This is a genomic window from Bartonella doshiae NCTC 12862 = ATCC 700133, from assembly GCF_000278155.1.
Lineage (GTDB): Bacteria > Pseudomonadota > Alphaproteobacteria > Rhizobiales > Rhizobiaceae > Bartonella > Bartonella doshiae.
In genome coordinates, this window is record NZ_JH725096.1 from 350,957 (window position 1) to 371,470 (window position 20,514).

21 protein-coding genes, 1 tRNA gene and 1 other RNA gene are annotated in these 20,514 nt (G+C 40.5%); 17 read left to right on the forward strand and 6 right to left on the reverse strand.

The features are described from left to right. Positions 1-729 precede the first annotated feature (729 nt). Positions 730-1,551, forward strand: coding sequence for a lambda exonuclease family protein (locus MCS_RS06330; RefSeq protein ID WP_004856563.1), 822 nt, complete (start codon positions 730-732; stop codon positions 1,549-1,551). A gap of 457 nt (positions 1,552-2,008) precedes the next feature. Here MCS_RS06330 and MCS_RS06335 read toward each other — a convergent pair. Further along, positions 2,009-2,083, reverse strand: a tRNA-Thr gene (locus MCS_RS06335). A 181-nt stretch (positions 2,084-2,264) separates the two neighbouring features. Here MCS_RS06335 and MCS_RS08480 point away from each other — a divergent pair. The 9 genes from MCS_RS08480 to MCS_RS08850 all read left to right on the forward strand — a co-directional run bounded on the left by MCS_RS08480 (position 2,265) and on the right by MCS_RS08850 (position 9,754). Next, positions 2,265-2,417 (forward strand): hypothetical protein, encoded by a 153-nt coding sequence (locus tag MCS_RS08480; protein ID WP_004856565.1) that lies wholly within the window; start codon positions 2,265-2,267, stop codon positions 2,415-2,417. A 165-nt stretch (positions 2,418-2,582) separates the two neighbouring features. After that, positions 2,583-3,878: a UDP-N-acetylglucosamine 1-carboxyvinyltransferase gene (gene murA / locus MCS_RS06340; protein WP_004856566.1), complete on the forward strand. Its 1,296-nt coding sequence runs from the start codon at positions 2,583-2,585 to the stop codon at positions 3,876-3,878. 1,029 nt (positions 3,879-4,907) lie between these two features. Next, a complete protein-coding gene (gene ykgO / locus MCS_RS06345; RefSeq protein ID WP_004863016.1) occupies positions 4,908-5,033 on the forward strand; it encodes a type B 50S ribosomal protein L36 in 126 nt (41 codons plus the stop codon). Positions 5,034-5,160: 127 nt separating this feature from the next. Further along, positions 5,161-5,994, forward strand: coding sequence for a tetratricopeptide repeat protein (locus MCS_RS06350; RefSeq protein WP_004856570.1), 834 nt, complete (start codon positions 5,161-5,163; stop codon positions 5,992-5,994). A 154-nt stretch (positions 5,995-6,148) separates the two neighbouring features. Further along, the gene (locus MCS_RS08720) at positions 6,149-6,331 is read left to right on the forward strand and encodes a hypothetical protein (RefSeq protein WP_244596018.1); all 183 of its coding nucleotides are present in this window, start codon (positions 6,149-6,151) and stop codon (positions 6,329-6,331) included. A gap of 823 nt (positions 6,332-7,154) precedes the next feature. Continuing rightward, positions 7,155-7,315, forward strand: a non-coding RNA gene (gene ssrS, locus MCS_RS08165) — 6S RNA. Positions 7,316-7,892: 577 nt separating this feature from the next. After that, positions 7,893-8,516 carry a 5-formyltetrahydrofolate cyclo-ligase gene (locus tag MCS_RS06365; protein ID WP_004856571.1) on the forward strand — a complete coding sequence of 208 codons (624 nt, stop codon included), beginning with the start codon at positions 7,893-7,895 and terminating at the stop codon, positions 8,514-8,516. Positions 8,517-8,534: 18 nt separating this feature from the next. Then, positions 8,535-9,356 (forward strand): TIGR00282 family metallophosphoesterase, encoded by an 822-nt coding sequence (locus MCS_RS06370; RefSeq protein WP_004856573.1) that lies wholly within the window; start codon positions 8,535-8,537, stop codon positions 9,354-9,356. A gap of 263 nt (positions 9,357-9,619) precedes the next feature. Further along, entirely contained in the window at positions 9,620-9,754 is a 135-nt protein-coding gene (locus tag MCS_RS08850; protein ID WP_280176724.1) for a hypothetical protein, read from the forward strand. Between the two features lie 87 nt (positions 9,755-9,841). Here the strand turns inward: MCS_RS08850 and MCS_RS06375 are convergent, their stop codons facing one another. Both MCS_RS06375 and purE read right to left on the reverse strand, forming a co-directional pair. Continuing rightward, positions 9,842-11,014 carry a 5-(carboxyamino)imidazole ribonucleotide synthase gene (locus MCS_RS06375; RefSeq protein WP_004856575.1) on the reverse strand — a complete coding sequence of 391 codons (1,173 nt, stop codon included), beginning with the start codon at positions 11,012-11,014 and terminating at the stop codon, positions 9,842-9,844. 1 nt (position 11,015) lies between these two features. Further along, positions 11,016-11,513 (reverse strand): 5-(carboxyamino)imidazole ribonucleotide mutase, encoded by a 498-nt coding sequence (gene purE / locus MCS_RS06380; protein ID WP_004856578.1) that lies wholly within the window; start codon positions 11,511-11,513, stop codon positions 11,016-11,018. A gap of 641 nt (positions 11,514-12,154) precedes the next feature. On the opposite strand from purE, the gene MCS_RS08485 reads away from it, so the two are divergent. From MCS_RS08485 to MCS_RS06410, 6 genes are all read left to right on the forward strand, one after another. Beyond that, positions 12,155-12,307: a DUF5993 family protein gene (locus MCS_RS08485; protein ID WP_004856580.1), complete on the forward strand. Its 153-nt coding sequence runs from the start codon at positions 12,155-12,157 to the stop codon at positions 12,305-12,307. Between the two features lie 10 nt (positions 12,308-12,317). Then, the gene (locus MCS_RS06390) at positions 12,318-12,899 is read left to right on the forward strand and encodes a disulfide bond formation protein B (protein WP_004856581.1); all 582 of its coding nucleotides are present in this window, start codon (positions 12,318-12,320) and stop codon (positions 12,897-12,899) included. 841 nt (positions 12,900-13,740) lie between these two features. Further along, the gene (gene infA, locus MCS_RS06395) at positions 13,741-13,959 is read left to right on the forward strand and encodes a translation initiation factor IF-1 (RefSeq protein WP_004856585.1); all 219 of its coding nucleotides are present in this window, start codon (positions 13,741-13,743) and stop codon (positions 13,957-13,959) included. Positions 13,960-14,205: 246 nt separating this feature from the next. After that, a complete protein-coding gene (locus tag MCS_RS06400) occupies positions 14,206-14,955 on the forward strand; it encodes a Maf family nucleotide pyrophosphatase (RefSeq protein ID WP_004856586.1) in 750 nt (249 codons plus the stop codon). Positions 14,956-15,031: 76 nt separating this feature from the next. Further along, positions 15,032-15,250: a DNA gyrase inhibitor YacG gene (gene yacG / locus MCS_RS06405; protein ID WP_004856588.1), complete on the forward strand. Its 219-nt coding sequence runs from the start codon at positions 15,032-15,034 to the stop codon at positions 15,248-15,250. 50 nt (positions 15,251-15,300) lie between these two features. Further along, a complete protein-coding gene (locus MCS_RS06410) occupies positions 15,301-15,558 on the forward strand; it encodes a hypothetical protein (RefSeq protein WP_004856590.1) in 258 nt (85 codons plus the stop codon). A 434-nt stretch (positions 15,559-15,992) separates the two neighbouring features. Here MCS_RS06410 and MCS_RS06415 read toward each other — a convergent pair whose 3' ends face one another. After that, entirely contained in the window at positions 15,993-17,015 is a 1,023-nt protein-coding gene (locus MCS_RS06415; RefSeq protein ID WP_004856592.1) for a DUF3472 domain-containing protein, read from the reverse strand. A gap of 190 nt (positions 17,016-17,205) precedes the next feature. Next, entirely contained in the window at positions 17,206-17,328 is a 123-nt protein-coding gene (locus MCS_RS08855) for a hypothetical protein (protein WP_280176723.1), read from the reverse strand. A gap of 131 nt (positions 17,329-17,459) precedes the next feature. On the opposite strand from MCS_RS08855, the gene clpB reads away from it, so the two are divergent. Further along, positions 17,460-20,069: an ATP-dependent chaperone ClpB gene (gene clpB, locus MCS_RS06425; protein ID WP_004856593.1), complete on the forward strand. Its 2,610-nt coding sequence runs from the start codon at positions 17,460-17,462 to the stop codon at positions 20,067-20,069. Between the two features lie 241 nt (positions 20,070-20,310). Here the strand turns inward: clpB and MCS_RS08565 are convergent. Further along, the coding region (locus MCS_RS08565) for a hypothetical protein (RefSeq protein WP_210160406.1) at positions 20,311-20,514 on the reverse strand (204 nt) is incomplete at its 5' end.

Consider the following 20,514-nt stretch of genomic DNA (forward strand, 5'->3'; position numbering starts at 1 on the left):
GGGTGAGAGAAGGGGTGTGAGGTTTGGGAGCCCAGGCCGGGAGGGGTGAGAGAAGGGGTGTGAGGTTTGGGAGGCAAGATTTCAAAGAACTTTGTGTCAAGAAATATGTGTAAAGGGGAATATATGTAAAGGGACATTGTGTGAGGTGTGCTGTGGGGTGTGTGAGGCGTGTTGGGCAAAACACAGAATATTTGTGTGAAACACCGGATATGTGTTTTGGAAAGGTGTAATTGCGTGGTGCATTTGTGGGAAATATTGTGCGAGGGGAAGGCGCTTAAGGGCGTTTCGTATGTTGTGAGACAATATCCGTGAAACACTATACTCCAAAAGAGATAAAGAATCTTAGTGTGAAAAGATCTTTCAGCCAAGGAAATGATGAGCAACAGGCGGTTGGTTGGTAAAGAGGGTTAGCAATAGGGTCTGGTAAAAGGGGAACAACAAAAGCTTGAATAAAAAAATGCTGGAATCTCTCTAAAGAGAAAAAACAATTCTCATTGTCTTGTACCTTTTTCTTGCAACAAGCACTTTTTACAACAAGCTTTTACAACAAGCAATGTGTGAATTAAAAAATACAAAATCAGAAAACTTTAACACATGCAGTAAAACCGCTTTTCGTAAAATTTCATAGAGCGCAAGAGCGGTTAATCGCAAAATTTTCAAATTTAAAAGAGCCTTCAATGAAAGCCTGTAAAGGGGAATGGACGCTAAAGAGATAGAGGGGACATAAATTTGCCTATTATTATCAATTGTATTCAGGGAACAGCGGAATGGTATCAAGCGCGCAATGGTTTGATAACGGCTTCTTTGTTTGAAATGGTTGTTGCACAAACAAAACAAGGACAAAAAACCTCAAAATATCATGCTGTTATGATGAAACTCGCGGGAGAAAGAATTACCGGAAAAGCCGTCGAAGAGGGAACAACACTTGCTATGCGACGTGGAACAGAACTAGAACCAAGTGCGCGGCAACTTTATGGTACTCTCACGCATACAAAACCTGAATGTATTGGATTTGTTCTTGCAGATGATCGCAGGAAAGGTTTTTCTCCTGATGCTTTTATTGGAACAAACGGATTGTTGGAAATTAAAACCAAAAAACCAGAAATTCTTATTCCGCATTTTTATCAAAAAAGTTTTCCAGAAGAGCATAAAGCACAATGTCAGGGGGGATTGTGGATTGCTCAGCGCGAATGGATAGATTTGATGCTCTATTGGCCTGATATGCCCCCTTTGATTAAGCGCGCTTATCGCGATGAAGCCTATATTCGCAAGCTTGAAAGTGAAATTAACCATTTTAATGAGGCTTTGGAGAAAATGGTACAGCAAATTAAACATGCTGATACAGGATTTGGCATGAGAATAAAAATTATCACAAAGGGACAGGAAAACGCAGAGCTTAGAGAAGACGTTAGCAATGTTTTGGAGAAGCCGATAAATAAAGAGATTGGCAAAAAAGCTGGGAGTGTTTTGGAAAGAAGAAGAGTTATAAGACAGCCAACAAAAACCAAAAGAAGACGATTAGCACCCCGCTTGAAAATGCCAAAGAGATAAAAGTGCAACCTATGATCTGTAAGGGCGCGAGAAACTGCTATAAACCATGGTGTGTGGCAAGTAACGCAAAATATGCCTTCAAGACGCTGTGTTTCACTAAAGCCTATAGAAGATCAGGTTCCTTATGAGGTAGGGGGGCTTATGAGGTGGGGGGCTTATGAGAGTGGTCTGTGAGGGAGAGTTCCCCCGTGTGGTGGGGTTCCTTGTGAAGTGAGGGGAAAATATCTGCTTGGTTGCTTTTTGGGTGGTATCGTCATTATACGCAATCCGTGTGGTGTTGTGAGAAATCATGTGGCCTATAAAGAAGCGGCGTAAAGAGTGCTGCAAACAATAAAAATAAACACAAAAATTTTGCGCAGAATAAGGGGATGGCAGGATAAAGTGGTGGCAGGATAAGGTGGTGGGAAATAGGTGGTGCGTGATGCATAAAGAATGGCTGGAGAAGCTTTAGGGAAAATGGTGCTGCGAGAGAGGATCGAACTCTCGACCTCTCCCTTACCAAGGGAGTGCTCTACCACTGAGCTACCGCAGCAATTTTCAATCTTTGCGCAGCCTTGTGCCATATTGTTATAAAATAGGCAAGAGAGCATTTGTGCATTCTTGCAAGAAACCCTTTCTTGTGTCATGACAGATAGTCTTTATAAAACAGGAATAGCTTTATAAAACAGGAATGGGTTGTGTAAAAAAGCTCAGTACTGCTCAAAAGGTTGCGGATGATACAAATGCATCAAAATCAGAAAGAAGAAAAAATAAATCACCAAGATGAAAAAGAAAAACGGCGCCAAGAAAGATTGGCTAAGCAATTACGTGAAAACCTGAAACGTCGTAAAGAGCAAAGCCGAAAAAGATCGCAAATAAAAATTTAAAAAAACGATCATTCTTTACAGTATTTTTACAGTATTGTTGCAATAAAAAAGTATTTTGCAACCAAACTTCTCAATGATTCGTTTTCAAATCATAACAAAGAATAAACTTTCCAAGGAATTAAAACCTTTGGAAGAAAAAACTCCAAGGGAGAGGGCGAAAGCATTATGGATTCTATACTGATTACTGGTGGGAAAAGACTTAAAGGAACTATTCCTATCTCAGGAGCAAAAAATGCTGCACTACCCCTTATGATTGCCTCTTTGTTAACAGAAGAAACGCTCATTTTAGAAAATGTTCCGCATCTTGCAGATGTCGAATTGCTCATTCGTATCTTGAATAATCATGGGGTCGGATATACCGTTGAAGGACAAAAAGCGCAGCGCGAATGTACAAATTCAAGAACAATCCATTTTCGCGCGAAAATAATAGCCACAACACGTGCTCCATACGATCTCGTGAAAAAAATGCGTGCAAGCTTTTGGGTCATCGGTCCCCTGTTGGCAAGATGCCGCGAAGCCTATGTCTCTCTTCCTGGTGGATGCGCTATCGGCACGCGTCCCGTCGATTTTATTCTCGAAGGTCTCAAAACACTCGGTGCATATGTTGCTATCGAAAATGGATATGTCCATGCTTCAGCACCAGAAGGATTAAAAGGTGCTCTCTATCGTTTTCCTAAAGTCACAGTTGGTGGAACACATGTGATGCTCATGGCAGCGTCAATGGCTCAGGGAACAACTGTTCTGGAAAATGCTGCGCGTGAACCAGAGGTTACAAACCTTGTTCAAGCACTCAACGCAATGGGTGCTAAAATAACCGGTGAGGGAACAGAGACCCTTACCATCGAAGGCGTTGAAAAACTCAATGGTGCAAGAATCTGCGTGATTCCTGACAGAATCGAAGCAGGGACCTATGCAATGGCTGTTGCCATGACCGGTGGAGAGGTGTTGCTTAAAAATGCCAATCATAACCATCTTACCCAAGTGCTCGAAACCTTGCAAAAAACCGGACTCAATATTGCGATAAAACCTAGCGGAATTCTTGTAAAACGCAATCCACGTCAAACAAAAATCACACCCATTGATATCATCACAGGACCTTATCCCGCTTTCCCAACCGATCTCCAAGCCCAGTTTATGGCTTTGATGACACGCGCTCAGGGAACCGCATATATCACTGAAACAGTTTTCGAAAATCGCTTTATGCATGTTCAAGAACTCACAAGGTTGGGTGCAAGGATAAAACTTGATGGACAAACAGCAATTGTCTACGGAACAGAGAGTTTGCAAGGCGCTCCAGTGATGGCAACCGATTTGCGCGCCTCTGTTTCTCTTGTAATTGCCGCATTGGCTGCAAAGGGAAAAACAACCGTTAATCGTGTGTATCATCTTGATCGCGGATTCGAACGATTGGAAGAAAAATTGGGACAATGTGGTGCAATCATTCAACGCATAACAGTCTAATTCTCTTAAACTGTCTTTACGAGAAAGTTCCCTTCCTTTGAAAGCGTATCCTTTGAGAGGATAAAGAACTTTTGGTGCGTTTTTGAGGCATTGGCTTTGAAATGTTTTGCCTTTCAGCCGTTTCTGTTTTGCATGATACTCTTTTTTGCTGTTCTCTCTTTCGTATAAGCTTCCTGTGAAAGCCCTCTTCTGTGAAGAAAACATGTTTCGTGCTTATGAAAGTAAGCAAGCATGAGAGTAAGCACGGAATCCTTTGAGGAAAAAACTGCTTCTAAGCTTTGTTTGCAAAGTCTCTCTCTTTTAGGAAAGCTTTTTGCAATTATTAACTCTTCAAACAAGAAATGTTTCACAGGGACACGAATTTTGAAAAATTGCCTTTTTGCTTCAGGAAGAGCTTTGCTTTAGGGGAAGCAGGCATCTCGTTTAAAAAGACTGTTGGGGAAAATGTCTCTCTCTAAAATGCCTCTCTCTGAAGAACACAACTGTTCTCTCCCTTGTTTCCCGCAAAATATTCTTGCTCTTGACTTTCTTTTCTCAGCCATTTCTTCAGTATTATCAGGATTTGTAAGGGATGATCGCTTGACAAGAATAAGGCTTCTTGTTAAAAATATCACGGTTTTTTGCAATTTTCACTTATTCGTTGTACACGTGAAGTATGTGAATCATACACGTGAAATATGTGAATCCTTGTCTTTTATTTCGAGGAGGCATTTTTCTTTTGTGATTACGGTGAAAAGTGAGCGGCGTCACGTTATTATGTCACCACACTATAATAAGGCGGTTGCAACACAATGTTGTTATATGCATATGGGGTTGTTATGTGCATATGGGTTATGGTCCCGTATGGAGTTCTATCCCGCATGGGGGCAGAGTTCCTAAACCAAGACAGCGGTGTTGTGATCGTGTGAGCATGTGGTGAGAGTAACAATGCCTTATGTGAAGCTTGCGTTACGTGAATTTTACGTTATATGCGTTTTGCGTTACGTGAATCTATTGAATATGTTAAAGTATGTATAAATGGTGAGTATCATGAAAATTAAAAATTCACTCAAAGCACTAAAAGAACGCCATCGTAATAACCGTTTGGTGCGTCGTAAAGGGCGTGTTTACATCCTCAATAAAACAAACCCACGTTTTAGAGCACGTCAGGGATGACGGTTTATGGCGGTGCTCTTTTGCAGACCTTAGGCTTTTTTTGCTTGAAGGGGTGTTTTGGGGTGTGGACCTCTTATATGATGTAGAGACTGTCATGTGATGTTTTGTCTTTTGAGGGCGTATCTTGATGGGGCTCTTTGTCTTGTTAAAAACTTTGCGAAAGTGCAACTTCTTCCTTTATCTACGAGATCTTTTCATTCCCTGTGGAAGGGCCTTTGTGCTGTGGCTTAGCGGCTCTTGTTTGCTTGCTCTGTGTTTTCTGTCTCCAGTATACGGACAAGATTCTCCCTTATACGGGCAAGATGCTCCCTCCCTTCCTTTTGAACCTCCCCCTCCTCAATTGCTTTTACCTCTGGATGATTTGATCCCAAACAAAATCCCTTCAGCACCTGCTACGCCTGATTCCGATTCTCCCGTAATGACTCTGGAAGACTTTAATTCTACTCTTTCTCCCCATACACAGACCGCTAAGCAGCGTAAAGAGGCAGAAATTGCACGCTTACTCAAAGAGTTGAAATATTGTGCGCAAGCGGAAGAAGCAAAAAAAATAAGTCAACAAATTCAGCGGTTATGGGCACAATCAGGAAGTGAAACCATCGATCTTTTGATGTCGTGGGTGGAAGATGCTATCAACACTGAGGATTATGGGCTGGCACTGGATTATATTGATAATGTTCTTGCTCTCTCATTCGATTATGCCGAAGCATGGGTAAGGCGTGCTTGGGTTCATATTCAAATGAGTGATTTTAAACTTGCTATGCTGGATCTCAATCAAGCAATAAAATTTGAACCACGCAATTATATAGCATTTTTTGAACTGGGTGTTATTATGGAGGCGGTGGAGCGTCCACAACTCGCCATCAAGGCTTATGAAATGGCACTTCAGTATTATCCGCAAATGCAGAAGGTGCAAAAGCGTGTTGAATTTCTTTTAGATCAGCAAACATCCCAAGCCCTTTGAATGCGCTTCCTTAACTTTAATGAGGCGCTCATTTGCGTTATGCAATAGTGTGGTGCGTTATGCAATGTGTGTGGAGCCAATGCAGAGTGGCGTTTGTGCTTCTTGGTGATGGTGAAATGGCGGAGGGCTCTGTCTGGGGGCTGCACTCTTTTCAGTGCACTATAAACTCTGTAGTCTTATCGCTGTTGTGGAGAGAAATCGGCTACAAATTACCGATACAACGGATGTTGTCATGAAAACAGAGCCCTTAGCAGATAAGTTTACAAGTTTTGGCTGGCATGTTGTAGAAATCGATGGTCACGATATTATACAACTGAAGACATCGTTAGGGTTTTAACAGGCTACCTCCATTCCATAAAGACAAGCCAACAACAATACTTATAAACACAATAAAAGGGAGTGGAATTTCCACCATGGAAAATGCCATAACCCTGGCACCATAAAGTTCTAAAAGATGAAGAATATAATCTTGCTGTCAATGAAATTGAGACAAAAATTCAATTAATGGAAGCATGAATATGGATAATCCTCATCAACAGATACAAATTGCTGTGAAATTTTCCAACCTCGAAATTGTCAAGAAGACCCTTATAAACAAGAAGACCCTTATAAAAAAGCGCAATTGGATAAGGATATTGTTGTTTTAACGGCGGATTCACGAATATCTGGGAAGATTGACCACTTCGCAAAATGCTATTCGACATGTATTGTAGAAGTTGGAATTGCGGATAATAAAGAAACGGAAGCTGTAATTTTTCTGCTTTAAGCGATCCTACACCTGTTTATATACGTTTAGGAAAGCGCGCTGTTACAAATCTTCATTATGCCAAGAATTATGCCAAGAATTATCAGTGTCCCAACAATTCGCCCTTTGGATGATACATCTGTATGAGAGAGAACGCTGCAAATCTCATAGATTTGGTGTTGTTTGTGAAGAACAGAGCACTGTATGCAGATTTGTATCACTAGGAATACCCGATGAGCCAATCTGTAATGGAAATCAATTAAATGTTTTCGCACATTATGGAATCCGTAAAGGTGGTATAACAAAAGCCGTGTTAGCAGCAAACAGAGTCAAAGAATATATTTGTGGGTTAAAAGAATGCATTTAGAGAATTTTCTGTCTAGTAGAAGACTTCAAATTGCTCTATAGTAAAAACGGTGTTCTGCGCTGCTCGACAGGAAATAACGTATTCCTGAGACCTTAGTGATTTCCAAGGGAGCTGTCCCTGAGAAGGCTCGTGGGCTTTTTCATATGGCGCCCACCTATTTTTTAGGTTCCCGGGGGTCAATTTTTTCCATCGGCTGTTGTGGATCACCACTTCTTTGTATCAAGAAAACAAATATATCAAGAGAGCAAATTTTGCATCAAGAAAACAAATTTGTACCGAGAAAGTAAATTTGCATCAAGAAAGTAAAAATATGTTCGTTTTTTTAAATGTGATTGGCTTTAAGGTGTGATGAGGCTTTTTGCATAAGAGAATCACGGGCATACTGTTTCAATAAATTTGTGAAAACTTTTGGCTGTTTGCTTTCTGTTGTTTGTGATACCTTAATTCCTTGTCGCAGTTTATTCGTTTATTCATCTTCTGTACATGAGATTTCAGTACAAAACTATGAGATGCGTTCTCTGATAAAAATGCAAATGTCGTTTGATTTGATGTTTGTTTTCTTTTAACGCAAGCAAGTGTAGGATGGGGAACTTAAACCATGAGGGTAAAGCTGTCTCGTAAACCTATGAAATAAAGTAAATGGGAGCGTATTCATTCTGCTAAGAGAAGTTATAGGATGAGCGAATCCAATAGGATGATAGGGTGCCGTACTGTTGATGACAGATTACTATAGGTGGAAGACTTCGCTCCTTAGGATAGAGAGGGATAAGGAATGAGGGACGAATAATGGTACAATGTAGAGAATATCCGCGCAGAGAATATCCGTTATCAACTTCAGAGATTAGGTCACAGTTGCGTCAGAGCAGTTTATCTCGTCGTGATGCTCTTTCATCACAAGAACGTCAGACTTTTTCACACCGTGCGTGTGCGCACTTGATGCATGTCTTTGAACAAAGAGGGGAAGATTTCTCTCGCATGGTTTTCGCTGGATATTGGCCAATCAAATCAGAAATTGATCCTCGTCCCTTGTTCGAACCTATCGTAGCGCGTGGCGGTATTTTAGCGTTGCCCGTGGTGCTCGATTCAACCACAATGGTTTTTCGGAAATTTTCAAACAATACCGTGTTAGAATCTATGCGCTTTGGTACTTTGGGGCCTGGTGTGGAAAATGAGGTGGTGGTGCCAAACGTGATTATTGTACCGCTTTCAGCATTTGACAGGCAATGTCACCGTCTTGGCTATGGTGGCGGATATTATGATCGTGCTGTCGATATGCTGAAAAAAAAGAAACATCAACCCCATTTGTTGAGTCTCGCTTTTTCCTGTCAGGAAGTGGAATCTATTCCCCATCAAGAGCATGATCTTATTTTACAGGAAATTTTTACAGAAAAAGGTTTTTTACAAAGTTAAAATGTGTTTAAAGCATCTATGCGGTTTTTATTTTTGGGTGATATTGTTGGGGCAACTGGGTGTAGTGCTGTTTTTGAAAAACTTCCACTGCTCATTGAGAAATGGCAACTCGATTTTGTTGTCGTGAATGGTGAAAATGCATCTGCTGGATTTGGAATCTCACAGGAAACTTATCAAGACCTTTTAGCAGCAGGTGCTGATGTGGTGACAACAGGAAATCACGCATTTTCATGCAAAGAAGCATTGCAATATGCCCATGAAAACGACCGATTTCTGCGTCCTGCTAATTTTGCTAAAGATGTACCAGGAAGAGGATCTGGTGTTTTTACAGCAAAAAATGGTGCACGTGTTCTTGTGACAAATCTTTTGGGAAGTGCTTTTATGCCGTGCAAGGTGGATGACCCATTTGAAACAGCAGAAAAAATTCTATGCGCTTGCTCTTTGATGGAACAAGCAGATGCCATCATTTTCGATTTTCATGCAGAAACAACAAGCGAAAAACAATGTTTTGGACATTTTCTCGATGGACGTGTGAGTGTTATTGTGGGAACCCATACACATATTCCTACGGCCGATGCACAAATTTTAGAAGGGGGAAGTGCTTATTTATCCGATGCTGGGATGTGTGGAGATTATAACTCATCTCTGGGTATGGAAAAGGAAGAGCCTTTACACCGCTTCCTTTATAAGACAAAACAATATCGTTATGAACCTGCACGTGGTCCTGCGACGCTTTGTGGTTTAGCCGTTGAAATTTCAGATCGCACGGGGTTAGCAGAAAAAGTCTCGGCTGTGCGTATCGGGCCTCTTCTAAAACCTGAGAGTCCAGATTTTTGGTGATTTGTTGCTGAAATGATTCATGAAAGGTCCTTTTTTCAAGGGAAATCCCCTTTAGGAGCTCTCCTTCAAAGAAGTGTACCCCAAAAAAGGGGAGCCTTGGAGAGGGCTTGGCCTGAAGAGGGTTTCTCTTGAAAAAAGGACCTTTCAAAAGCAGTGCTTCAAAGATGTTTTCATAAAAGAATAGGCTCTTTTGCGTATGCCCTATAAAATTAAAATTGCCAAAAAATGTGAAGTATAGAGCAGAAGTTTTGTAGGATTTTCTATTGGCAAACAGAAAATTGTTGCCTTTTGAAGCAAAACTCTTTGAAAAAAGTCCTGGGAAGGTATTGGTACGCGTGCTTGGAGAGTGTTTGGAGGGATGGGGAGGTGAAGAGAGAGGTTTAGAAAGCTGTGCTTGAAAAAATAGTGCCCCAAATGCTTTGTTTATTCCTCTCTTGTTTTGTATTGAAGTATTTTTGTCGAGAAATGTTTTTTGTCGAGAAATGTTATTGTGCAAATTTGCTCGCAGGTCCCGTTAATTGGATCACATGACCCATTTTGCGCGTTGGTTGAACAGAGCTTTTGCCATATAAATGTACCGATGTATGCTCTTGTGTGAGAAAATATTTGAAATCACAGAGATTTTTCCCAAGGAGATTGGTCATTTCGCAATTGCTATGGCGGTATGTGCTGCCTAAGGGTAAGCCGCAAATAGCACGGATATGCTGTTCAAATTGTGATGTTATACACGCCTTTTGTGTCCAGTGACCAGAGTTATGCACACGAGGAGCCAGTTCATTTACGAGAAGGGTGCCGTTCTTTAATACAAAAAATTCAGTGCACAAAACACCAACATAGTCTAACGCATCCATAACCTTTATACTTATTTCTTGCGCAGCCTTTTGTACGGTAAGCGGAACACGTGAGGGAACAATTGATTTGTGCAAAATGCCATTCTTATGCTGATTTTCAGGGCAATCGTAAAAAATATGCTCTCCTTGCTTTGTGCGTGCAGAAAGAACGGAAATCTCCGTTAAAAAGGGAACAATTTCTTCCAAAATTAAGGGCTGGTCCTGAAAAGAAGCGAAAGTTTCGCTCATGGTTTGCGTATCCGGATAATTGAGCATGGTCTGGTTTTTTCCATCATAACCAAAACGTCGTGTCTTCAAAATTCCACGATTCTTGAATGTGGAAAGCCCAAAAGTAAAGGAAGAATAGTCATCAACAGCATGCCACGATGCTGTAGCAATGCCTTGCGCATTCAAAAATTGCTTCTCAAAAAGGCGATCTTGCGTAATCTCTAATGCTTTGGAAGAAGGATAAACATTCTTGCTTTTCTCTATATAGCGAATTGTCTCAAGAGAAAGATTTTCAAACTCATAGGTTATAACATCACAGAGAGAAATAAAATGATCTAACAGCGCATAGTCATCATAGGAGGAAACAATATGATCATTCGTTGTTTGTGCTGCTGGGCAATCCGCTTCAGGGCAAAAAACAATCGTTCGAAACCCTAATTCTGCTGCCGCTACGGCTAACATGCGTGCCAATTGCCCGCCACCTATTAAACCAATTACACTGCCTGCATGCAACGTATTGGAAGAGGGAAGTGTGTTGGAGGGGCTGCTGGAAGCTGAAGAGGGGCTGGATGAAGAAGAAATATCTGAAGACTGTACCACTTTAAACCTCAGTCATAGGCGTTTGCGCGACATTTTCTGTTTGTTGTTGACGCCAATCTTGTAGTCGCTGTGCGAGATCATGATCATAAACCGCCATTACCGCTGCGGCTAAAAGTGCTGCATTAATAGCTCCTGCTTTACCAATTGCTAATGTGCCAACCGGTATTCCAGCAGGCATTTGTACAATGGAAAGTAAAGAATCTTGACCAGATAAAGATTGTGAATGTACCGGAACTCCAAAAACAGGAAGTGGTGTGAGTGCTGCTAACATACCAGGAAGATGCGCAGCCCCTCCTGCTCCTGCAATTAAAACTTTAAAACCTGCTGCTTTTGCCCCTTTTGCAAATTGATAAAGGCGTTCAGGAGTTCGGTGGGCCGAGACAATATGCGAAGTATGAGAAATACCAAGATGCGTTAAAATATCCGCGCTATGGCGCATTGTTTGCCAATCCGATTGACTGCCCATTAAAATCGCTACGTCACATGGTTGTTGCGTCATTCTCCATCCTTTTCCAGCGTTCAAAACGATTCTCTACCCTTTTCTTTAAAAGTCTTATAATCTCTTTGCAAAGTCAATTGATCATAGAACAACAGTTTTTTTTTCAATTTAGCTTTCATGTGTCTTACAGCTTTCAAGAAAAATAAAAGAGTGCAGCTTTCTCTCTTGGGTCGTTGGTTAATGTATGGCGTGCGGGCATTGCGAATAGAGAGGCTGGAGTGAGGTTCTCATAATCATCATGCTCACAACAGTTATCGTTTCTGTCCCGAAAGTAAAGGCTATAGAGGGGAAAATCTTGTGCGCAAACGTGCGAAATATATTTTTGCAAGTGTTTTCATTTTATCATCAGATAAGGTGTTTAAGATTAAGATTCGCTTTTTTACTCGTTGTTTGCAAGATGAATGCAAAGGGTGCTTTTTTATGGTGTAAAAAAGGCTTTTTGCGGGCTGAAAATTTTTAGAGGTGAATGTTTTTATTGATATTCTTTTTTCGTGATCTATATATCCTCGTATTTCTCTAATGCAAGACTAGAAAATGTAGTAATCGATTGTTGATAATGCGTTCATGGTCTCTTTTTTGACAAATTTTTTAATATTTTCCCCGGTAGTGTATCGCGCGTAAATGAAAGGAGACTTTAAATTATGTTTGTTCCATTTTTAATCGCATTAGGTACTGCAGTAACAACTTTGTATGGCAAAAAAAATATAAGTTATGCCCTATGGGCCATTCTGTTGGTTGTCATTCTTCTTACTTTTAATCACCATGCAACTTCTACTTTAAACTTGTCTTTCTGAGAGAATAATCATGGAACATGTTGAACACAAAAATCATCATTTCATTATATTTATGAATAATTTAGGACTTATCGGTTTGTCCGTCGTCCTGCTTGTTGCTTTCTATTATCAATTGGTAAAGTTTGAGTTGCCATGTCCTCTTTGTCTTCTTCAACGTGTTGGTTTGATGCTTGCAGGGTGTGGATTCTTGCTCAATGTTCACCATAAAATTAAAAGCACACATTATGGTATGGTGATCCTTGGTTGTGTGGTAACCAGTGTTGTTGCTGCGCGTCAGGTATTTTTACATATTACACCGGATGATCTCGGATATGGATCAACGTTTCTTGGCCTGCATTTTTATACTTGGGCATTCATTATTTCCGTTCTTTGTATTCTCGCTGTTACTTTTGTGATGATTTTAGGTGATGTGTCGCATAAGTTTAAAGAGTTTTCCCCTTTGCCAGGATTGAGTAAAGTGGCAAGTTTCTTGTTCATCTTCTTGATTGCTGCAAACTTGGTTTCTACCATACTGGAATGCGGAGGCGGGCAATGTGCTGATGATCCCGTCAGATACGAATTGTTATCAAGTTGGTTTTCTTCTCCCTTGTAAAGTGTTTTGTGATCTTTCCCTTCGTGTTTTTTAAGCGTTGTGCGTAAAGAAGCGGTAATGTTCATCATTCCGCTTCTTTTTTGTGAAAGCTTTTGCAAACAGAGCGCTTTTCTTGTTTGTTCACTTTTGACCAATAAAATTAAAAACTTATTATCGTGCTTCTTTTTATACTTTTTTCTGTATTTCTGTAAAAACGTTTTTTTACAATGCAAATAAACGGTTGCTTTTCAATCCCCTTCGTTGTGCAAGAAATAAAAATAACCACATTTGATATTTTATCGCTTCTCTTTGTCGTATAAAGTCTTTTGTATGGGGTGACGGTTTTCACCGTAATCACATAAAAACAATAAAGCCTAAGTAATGGGGTAAAGAGAATAAAGCGAAAAGGGGGGGATGCATTATAAATGCTCTTTTATATATCTTATATATGTGTGCATAAAATAGACACATGCGCATAAATGACGACCCAGTAGAGTAAAAGATAGAGCATAAAGTGAAATTTAAAGAGTAAAATAAAGGTGAAATGAAAAGTAAAAAAGAATGAAAGGATGGATAAAGTAAAAAGTAGCGTGAAAAATGGAAAAAATATGTGTTTCGAGTATTCTCAAAAAGAGTGTGAAGTATATGCTAAACTGTTGGTAAAGAGAGTTTGTGTATCTGTGCAAAAATGCATTTCAATGTTTCTATAAAAGTTTTTTTAATGTCAGAAAATAAAAACAAAAGGAAAACTCTTCTCTTTCTGTTGAATTTCTGTTCACAAAACTAAGAAAATAAGATATGAACACTGAAAAATAATACATATATTCAAAAATATGTAAAATATTAAAGGAAATTATTGTTTATGTCCAAAGAAGAAGTTTTGGAATTCTCTGGTATCGTGACGGAACTTTTGCCTAATGCGATGTTTCGTGTGAAACTGGAAAATGATCATGAAATTATAGCCCATACCGCCGGAAGAATGCGCAAAAATCGTATTCGCGTGTTAGCTGGTGATAAAATTATGGTGGAAATGACCCCTTATGATTTGACAAAAGGGCGTATCATATATCGTTATAAATAAGTTATAGGAGTTTTTTGCTTTCTATAAAAGCGCTACATAGTGCACAGATACCTTTGTGTTTCTTCTAAAAGAGTGTGTTTCTTCTAAAAGAGAAAATTTAAGAAGGTTAAAAGTTGAAATAATTCTGGCAATGTATAATTTCATGTGTAGTGTACAATTTCATGTGTAAAGGATAGCAGAATGTCACAAAAAGGTGGCATCAAGACAAATGGAATGGTCGCTGAAAACCATTTTTAGGGGTGGGTGATGGGAATCATAAAGAAAGCCTTCTTAAAAACAACGCCTTTGGAAGAGGTTCAGTTGGTGCTTGCTTCTGCTTCCCCACGTCGTTTAGCGCTTTTAGCGCAAATTGGTCTGGATCCTCATCATGTTTATGCGCCAAATATCGATGAGACTGCAAAAGTAAGAGAACATCCCGCAAATCTTGCAAAACGTTTAGCGAAGGCAAAAGCGCTTAAGGTACAAGAAACGCTTAAACTACAAGAAAGAGTGCTCTGCTCTAAACAGAATAATCAAAAAACATCTGTGCAGAAAAAGGTGATTTTGGCCGCTGATACCGTGGTGGCTGTCGGATCTGTTATCCTTCCTAAACCAGAAGGAGAAGACGAGGCTTATGAATGTTTGCGCTTCCTTTCTGGACGTACCCATAAAGTTTATGGCGCCATTTGTGCACTCAATGAAAACGGAAAAGCTACCGTGAAATTAGTGGAAAGCCGCGTTCGTTTTAGACGCTTGAATACGGTCATCATGGATGCTTATCTCGCTTCTGGTGAATGGCAAGGAAAGGCCGGTGGGTATGCCATACAGGGAAAAGCGGGTGCTTTTGTTGTTCATATCATGGGATCCTATTCCAATGTCGTTGGCTTGCCTTTGACTGAAACAATGGATCTTTTGATGGAGTATCAGTTTCCTGTCCTTTCCCATTGGACGGGAGAAATACACGGGACTGGAGAAATACACGGGAAAAATTTGTCTATAGGTACAATTGTGGAATAATACTAAAAATAAATAAAAAAAAGAAAAGCAACAAAAAGGGGATGTTCAAACAAAAACAATGAAGGTGCGCAAGAAAATGGTACAGACGCAGCAAATACAAAAAGAAAAAAATTTAACACCATCAGAAACCTCTCCAAAACGTCCTCCCCATCCATGTCCCATTTGTGGACAGGATTCACAACAAAATGCCTATCCTTTCTGTTCAACACGGTGCCGCGCTATTGATTTAAATCGGTGGCTGTCAGGGGCATATATTTTACCACCCCCGTCGCAGAAAACTGATGAAGAAGAATAAAATCAGAAGTTTAGCCTGTAAAAACTTGAAAGTGTCGCTTGAGAAGCAAAGTGCCGTTTGCAGTTGTGGAAGGCTGTATCCGGGGCTGTTTATGTGTTCGTGATTGGCAAATGGGGTATGTTGGTTGTGATGTTGCGAATGCATTAAACGGGTTTTGTTTGGAAAAAAATTGTTTTGAAAAAGAAAAGCAATTTTTTCTTTCTAAAAAGATGCTGGAAATGAAAATAACAGGAGTTGAAATGGATATTGGACTTTGCAGGGTGCTTATAAGTATTGAGAACGATCCCTTGTTAATAATTGAAAAGTGAATGATTGAAAAATTTTGCAGGGATGATGCGTGATTTGGTAATATACCGATCATTATTTGTAAAATGGTGAAGATTATGCAGTAGGGGCTTTCGAAAGAGTGAGAATGCGAAAGAGTGAGAGTTATAGGAATTGAGAGAGTTTTGCAAAACGATCGGGGACGAAAGGACAGAAATTTCCAACAGTTGAAATTTTACTTCATGGTGATCTAAATTTTAAAGCGAAAACGAAAAGTGAGGTATATAGGAGTTTCGTCTTTCGTAAAATCAACATATAGGCCTTTTCAAAGGAAAAGGATCACGATTATCTTATATAAACACAGTCAGAAATTCAGAGAAAGAGAGTTGGAAATAAAATCCGAGCCTTCGTTTCAATCAGCCTCCATCTCCGTTTGAAATAAATTGAGATGGAGGCTTTTTATTCGTAAGGAAGGAGGTTACTTCGTTTCTTTCATAATTTTCCAGATTTTTCCATCAGACATATACATAATCTGCTGGTCCGTGTTTAGCTTTTGTGTGTTGTTCGCGTTATAAATTGAAGAAGATAAAGTTGCGCGATTTTCTACAAATATCGATTTCCATTTAAATATGCTAGGAGATGGGAGAAAAATCTTGGGTGTCCAAGAACCATCGTGCAAACGAATGGCGATAAGCTCATTTTTTTTCAATGCATCAGAAAGCGTTTTCGCAGGAAGATCTTTCCCGTTGGTAATCGTTATCCCTGGTACATCGGGTGAGGCTATTCCCCCAAGGTCGCTTATGCTATTTATGCAAGTACTTAACTTACATAAAATTTGCACGACGTAAGGATCATTACAGTTTCCTTCAGCATAAGCATCTATCAGTGCTTGGTATTTGTTATCAGCTATAGGGCTGAAAAAGATTGAACTTTGCGGACTTAAGACATAACAGGAGGAAAGATGCCTTTTCCAACGGGAATGGTCTTCAACAAAACTCGAGGATTGTTGAAATTTGCCAAATGTACTGGAAACTTCAATGACACCAACTGTCATTGTTTTCTTTGTTATAAGGTCAATTATTGTTCCTGTAATCAGATTTTCATTTTTGGAGACATTTAATTGGTATCGCCGTCCAACCTTCCACGGAAATTCAAGTTCGCAGCGAACTCCTGAACCCTCTTGGGTAAAATGCTTACATTTACCACTCTTCCATCCCGTTGCATTTGTGATAGAGAAGTGAATGGTGCGCGCGCCCCTGTTGAATAAACCAATATAACCAGTTTTGCCATTTTCAAATTGAAATTGGTTGGCCCAAAAATAGATCGAATCCGGTCCACCATCATGCGTTATTTGTTGGAAGAAAGAGAATTGATCAAACGATCTGTTGTGGGACCAATCATGTTTTATTGTAATAACTTTGCCGGCAAAAACAGCGTAGCTTGGTTTGCTGAGCAGGAGTAATAAAAGTATTAATAATATCTTTTTTACATAGCGGTACATAATTAACCTCCTTTAAGTGAATAAAGTTAATGTAAATGTATAAATAAACATATATTCTCTACTTTGTTAAGAAAAATGTGAGAAATACTTTTAGTTTTACTATAGTTGATAATTTTAATTATTTGTTTGTTTAAAGAAAAAAGCGTATTGTGTGCACTCTTATGTTGTTTACTTCGGTTTTTAATGGGATCTATTGGAAACGTTTAATGAGGATTCTGCTGGGGGAGAATTTATAGCGCTCCTGCGGTTTTTGCCCCTTGCTATGAGAGCGGCGAAAGCCCATATTCACTTTAGCACTACGGTTCTTCTTCATGCTGCGTGGTTCGCCGTGCTGTATGTCTATTTTGTCGATCCTTATGGGATGTCTTGTTGGGATATTTGGGGGGAGGATATCTGGTGCGTTTAAGTGCGTTGGTGGTGTAAGGGTGTAAGAAAGGAAAAAAAATGAACCTAGAAAAATACAGCGAACGGCTACAAGGGTTTTTACAAACAGCACAAAATAACGCTCTCTCTTCTGATCATCAGCAGTTTATGCCTGAGCATTTCCTAAAAGTCTTGTTAGAAGACTCTCAAGGCTTGGCCGCATCTCTTATCCAAAAAACAGGAGGCGATCTTGCCAAAATTCAACAGACGCTGAAAGAAGCGCTCGAAGCTTTGCCAAAAGTACAAGGGGGAAATGGACAACTCTATTTATCTCAGCCATTGGCAAAAGTCTTTGCTTTGGCAGAAGATATCGCACAAAAAGCAGGGGACCAGTTTGTAACGGTGGAGCGCATGTTGCAAGCGCTTATCATGGAAAAGTCCGCAAAAACAGCAGAAATTCTAACGCAAGCAGGGGTGACCCCCCAAGCGCTTAATAGCGCTATTAATGCTCTGCGTAAGGGAAAAACAGCAACAAGCCGCCATGCCGAAAGCCAATATGAAGCCTTGCAAAAATATGCCCGTGATCTCACAAAAGATGCACGCGAAGGTAAACTTGATCCCGTTATTGGGCGCGAAGAAGAAATTCGCAGAACTGTTCAAGTTCTCTCACGACGCACCAAAAATAATCCCGTTTTAATCGGAGAACCAGGCGTAGGAAAAACAGCTATCGTTGAAGGGTTGGCACTGCGCATTGTCAATGGTGATGTTCCTGAAACTCTGCGTGATAAACAACTCTATGCATTGGATATGGGAGCGCTTATCGCAGGCGCAAAATATCGAGGAGAATTCGAAGAACGCCTCAAAGCGGTTCTTGCAGAGGTTCAAGCCGAAAATGGACAAATCATTTTGTTTATTGATGAATTGCATAATCTCGTCGGTGCTGGAAAATCCGATGGTCCTATGGATGCTTCTAACCTCTTAAAACCTGCTCTTGCACGTGGAGAGCTCCATTGTGTCGGAGCTACTACGCTCGATGAATATCGCAAATATGTCGAAAAAGATGCCGCTCTTGCACGTCGCTTCCAACCCGTCTTTGTTCCTGAACCAACCCTGGATGATACCATCTCTATCTTGCGTGGTATTAAAGAAAAATACGAACAACATCACAAAGTACGTCTCGCTGATAGTGCTTTGATTGCTGCTGCACGTTTGTCTAACCGGTATATTACGGATCGCTTCTTGCCCGATAAAGCTATTGATCTTATCGATGAAGCTGCTGCCCGGTTGCGTATGCAAGTCGATTCAAAGCCAGAAGAACTCGATGCTATTGATCGGAAAATCTTGCAACTGAAAATCGAACGCGAAGCTTTGAAAACAGATGTGGAACCAACCGCAAAAGACCGTTTGAAAACTGTGCAAGCGGAACTCGAGACATTGGAACAACAGTCTGCTGAAATGACAACCGCTTGGCAAGCAGAAAAACAAAAATTAGGGCATGCCGCAGATCTGAAAAAACAACTTGAGGAAGCACGTAATGCTTTAGCTATCGCACAGCGCAGTGGACAATTCCAAAAAGCCGGAGAACTCGCTTATAGCGTTATTCCTGAACTCGAAAAACAATTGAGCTTGGCAGAAAACGATGACCAACAAAATCATCTCGTTGAAGAAACTGTAACGGCTGAACATATCGCACGCGTCGTTTCTCGGTGGACTGGAATCCCCGTGGATCGTATGCTGGAAGCAGAAAGAGAGGCGCTGTTGCGTATGGAAGACGAAATTGGTAAGCGGGTTGTGGGACAGGGAGAAGCTGTTCAAGCTGTTGCACGTGCTGTCCGGCGTGCACGCGCTGGGCTCCAGGATCCTAATCGTCCTATTGGCTCTTTCATGTTTCTTGGTCCCACCGGTGTCGGAAAAACCGAATTAACGAAAGCACTCGCTGCTTTTCTCTTCCAAGATGCTAATGCAATATTGCGCATTGATATGTCAGAATATATGGAAAAACATGCCGGTGCACGTTTAATTGGAGCGCCGCCGGGATATGTCGGGTATGAAGAAGGGGGGGTGCTGACGGAAGCTGTACGCAGAAGGCCTTATCAGGTCATTCTCTTCGATGAAATCGAAAAAGCGCATCCCGATATCTTTAATCTCTTGCTGCAAGTTTTGGATGAGGGGCGTTTGACAGATGGTCAAGGTCGTACAGTGGATTTTCGTAATACTTTGCTTATTATGACGTCAAATCTGGGGGCTGAATTTTTAACCGCTTTGCCCGAAGGGCAGACAACCGATCAGGCAAAAGGCGATGTGATGAATGTCGTTAAAGCCGCTTTCCGTCCCGAATTTCTAAACCGTGTTGATGAAATTATCCTCTTTCAGAGATTACAACGTCAGGATATGGAAAAAATCGTCGATATTCAGTTGAATTATTTGCAAAATTTACTCAATGAACGCAAAATAATTCTCAATATCAAACCAGAAGCACGACAGTTTCTCGCGCATAAAGGATATGATCCCCTTTATGGTGCGCGTCCTCTTAAACGGATCATCCAAAAAGAAATTCAAGACCCAATGGCTGAAAGCATCTTATTTGGAAAAATTCATGATGATACTACCGTGACAATTGCAAAAGAAGGCGAAAATTTGGTTTTTTTGTCTGAAACTCCAGAAAAAATAAAAGAGGATGATTGGGGATGAGAATTACGCGTGATGCTGGGATGATGACAAACAGGTTGTAGTGAAAAGTGAAAAAGTTAGATGACTCATGACCTAAGAGGAATAGAATAAAGGAAGGCATTGAGCGATTTAACTGTCACCGCAGGTGAGTGCGCGCGGTTATGCGGTCATAATGTGCGCTGATTATAAGTGCGCTGGTTATAAGTGCTGAGGACGAAAAAATAAAAAAAAGATAAAAAAGAAAAATAAAAAGTTGACAAGGTTAATCTAAAGAAGTACCATAATGGGACAATCGGAATTGTGCGTTTTGCCAGAGAGGCGAAATAACCTGGGGGGCTCTTATCGTTTGAGATGCGTTATTTGTCAATGAAGCGTGTCCTGTGAAGCGTGTCCTGTGAAGCGTGTCCTGTGAAGCGTGTCCTGTGAAGCGTGTCCTGTGAAGCGTGTCCTGTGAAGCGTGTCCTGT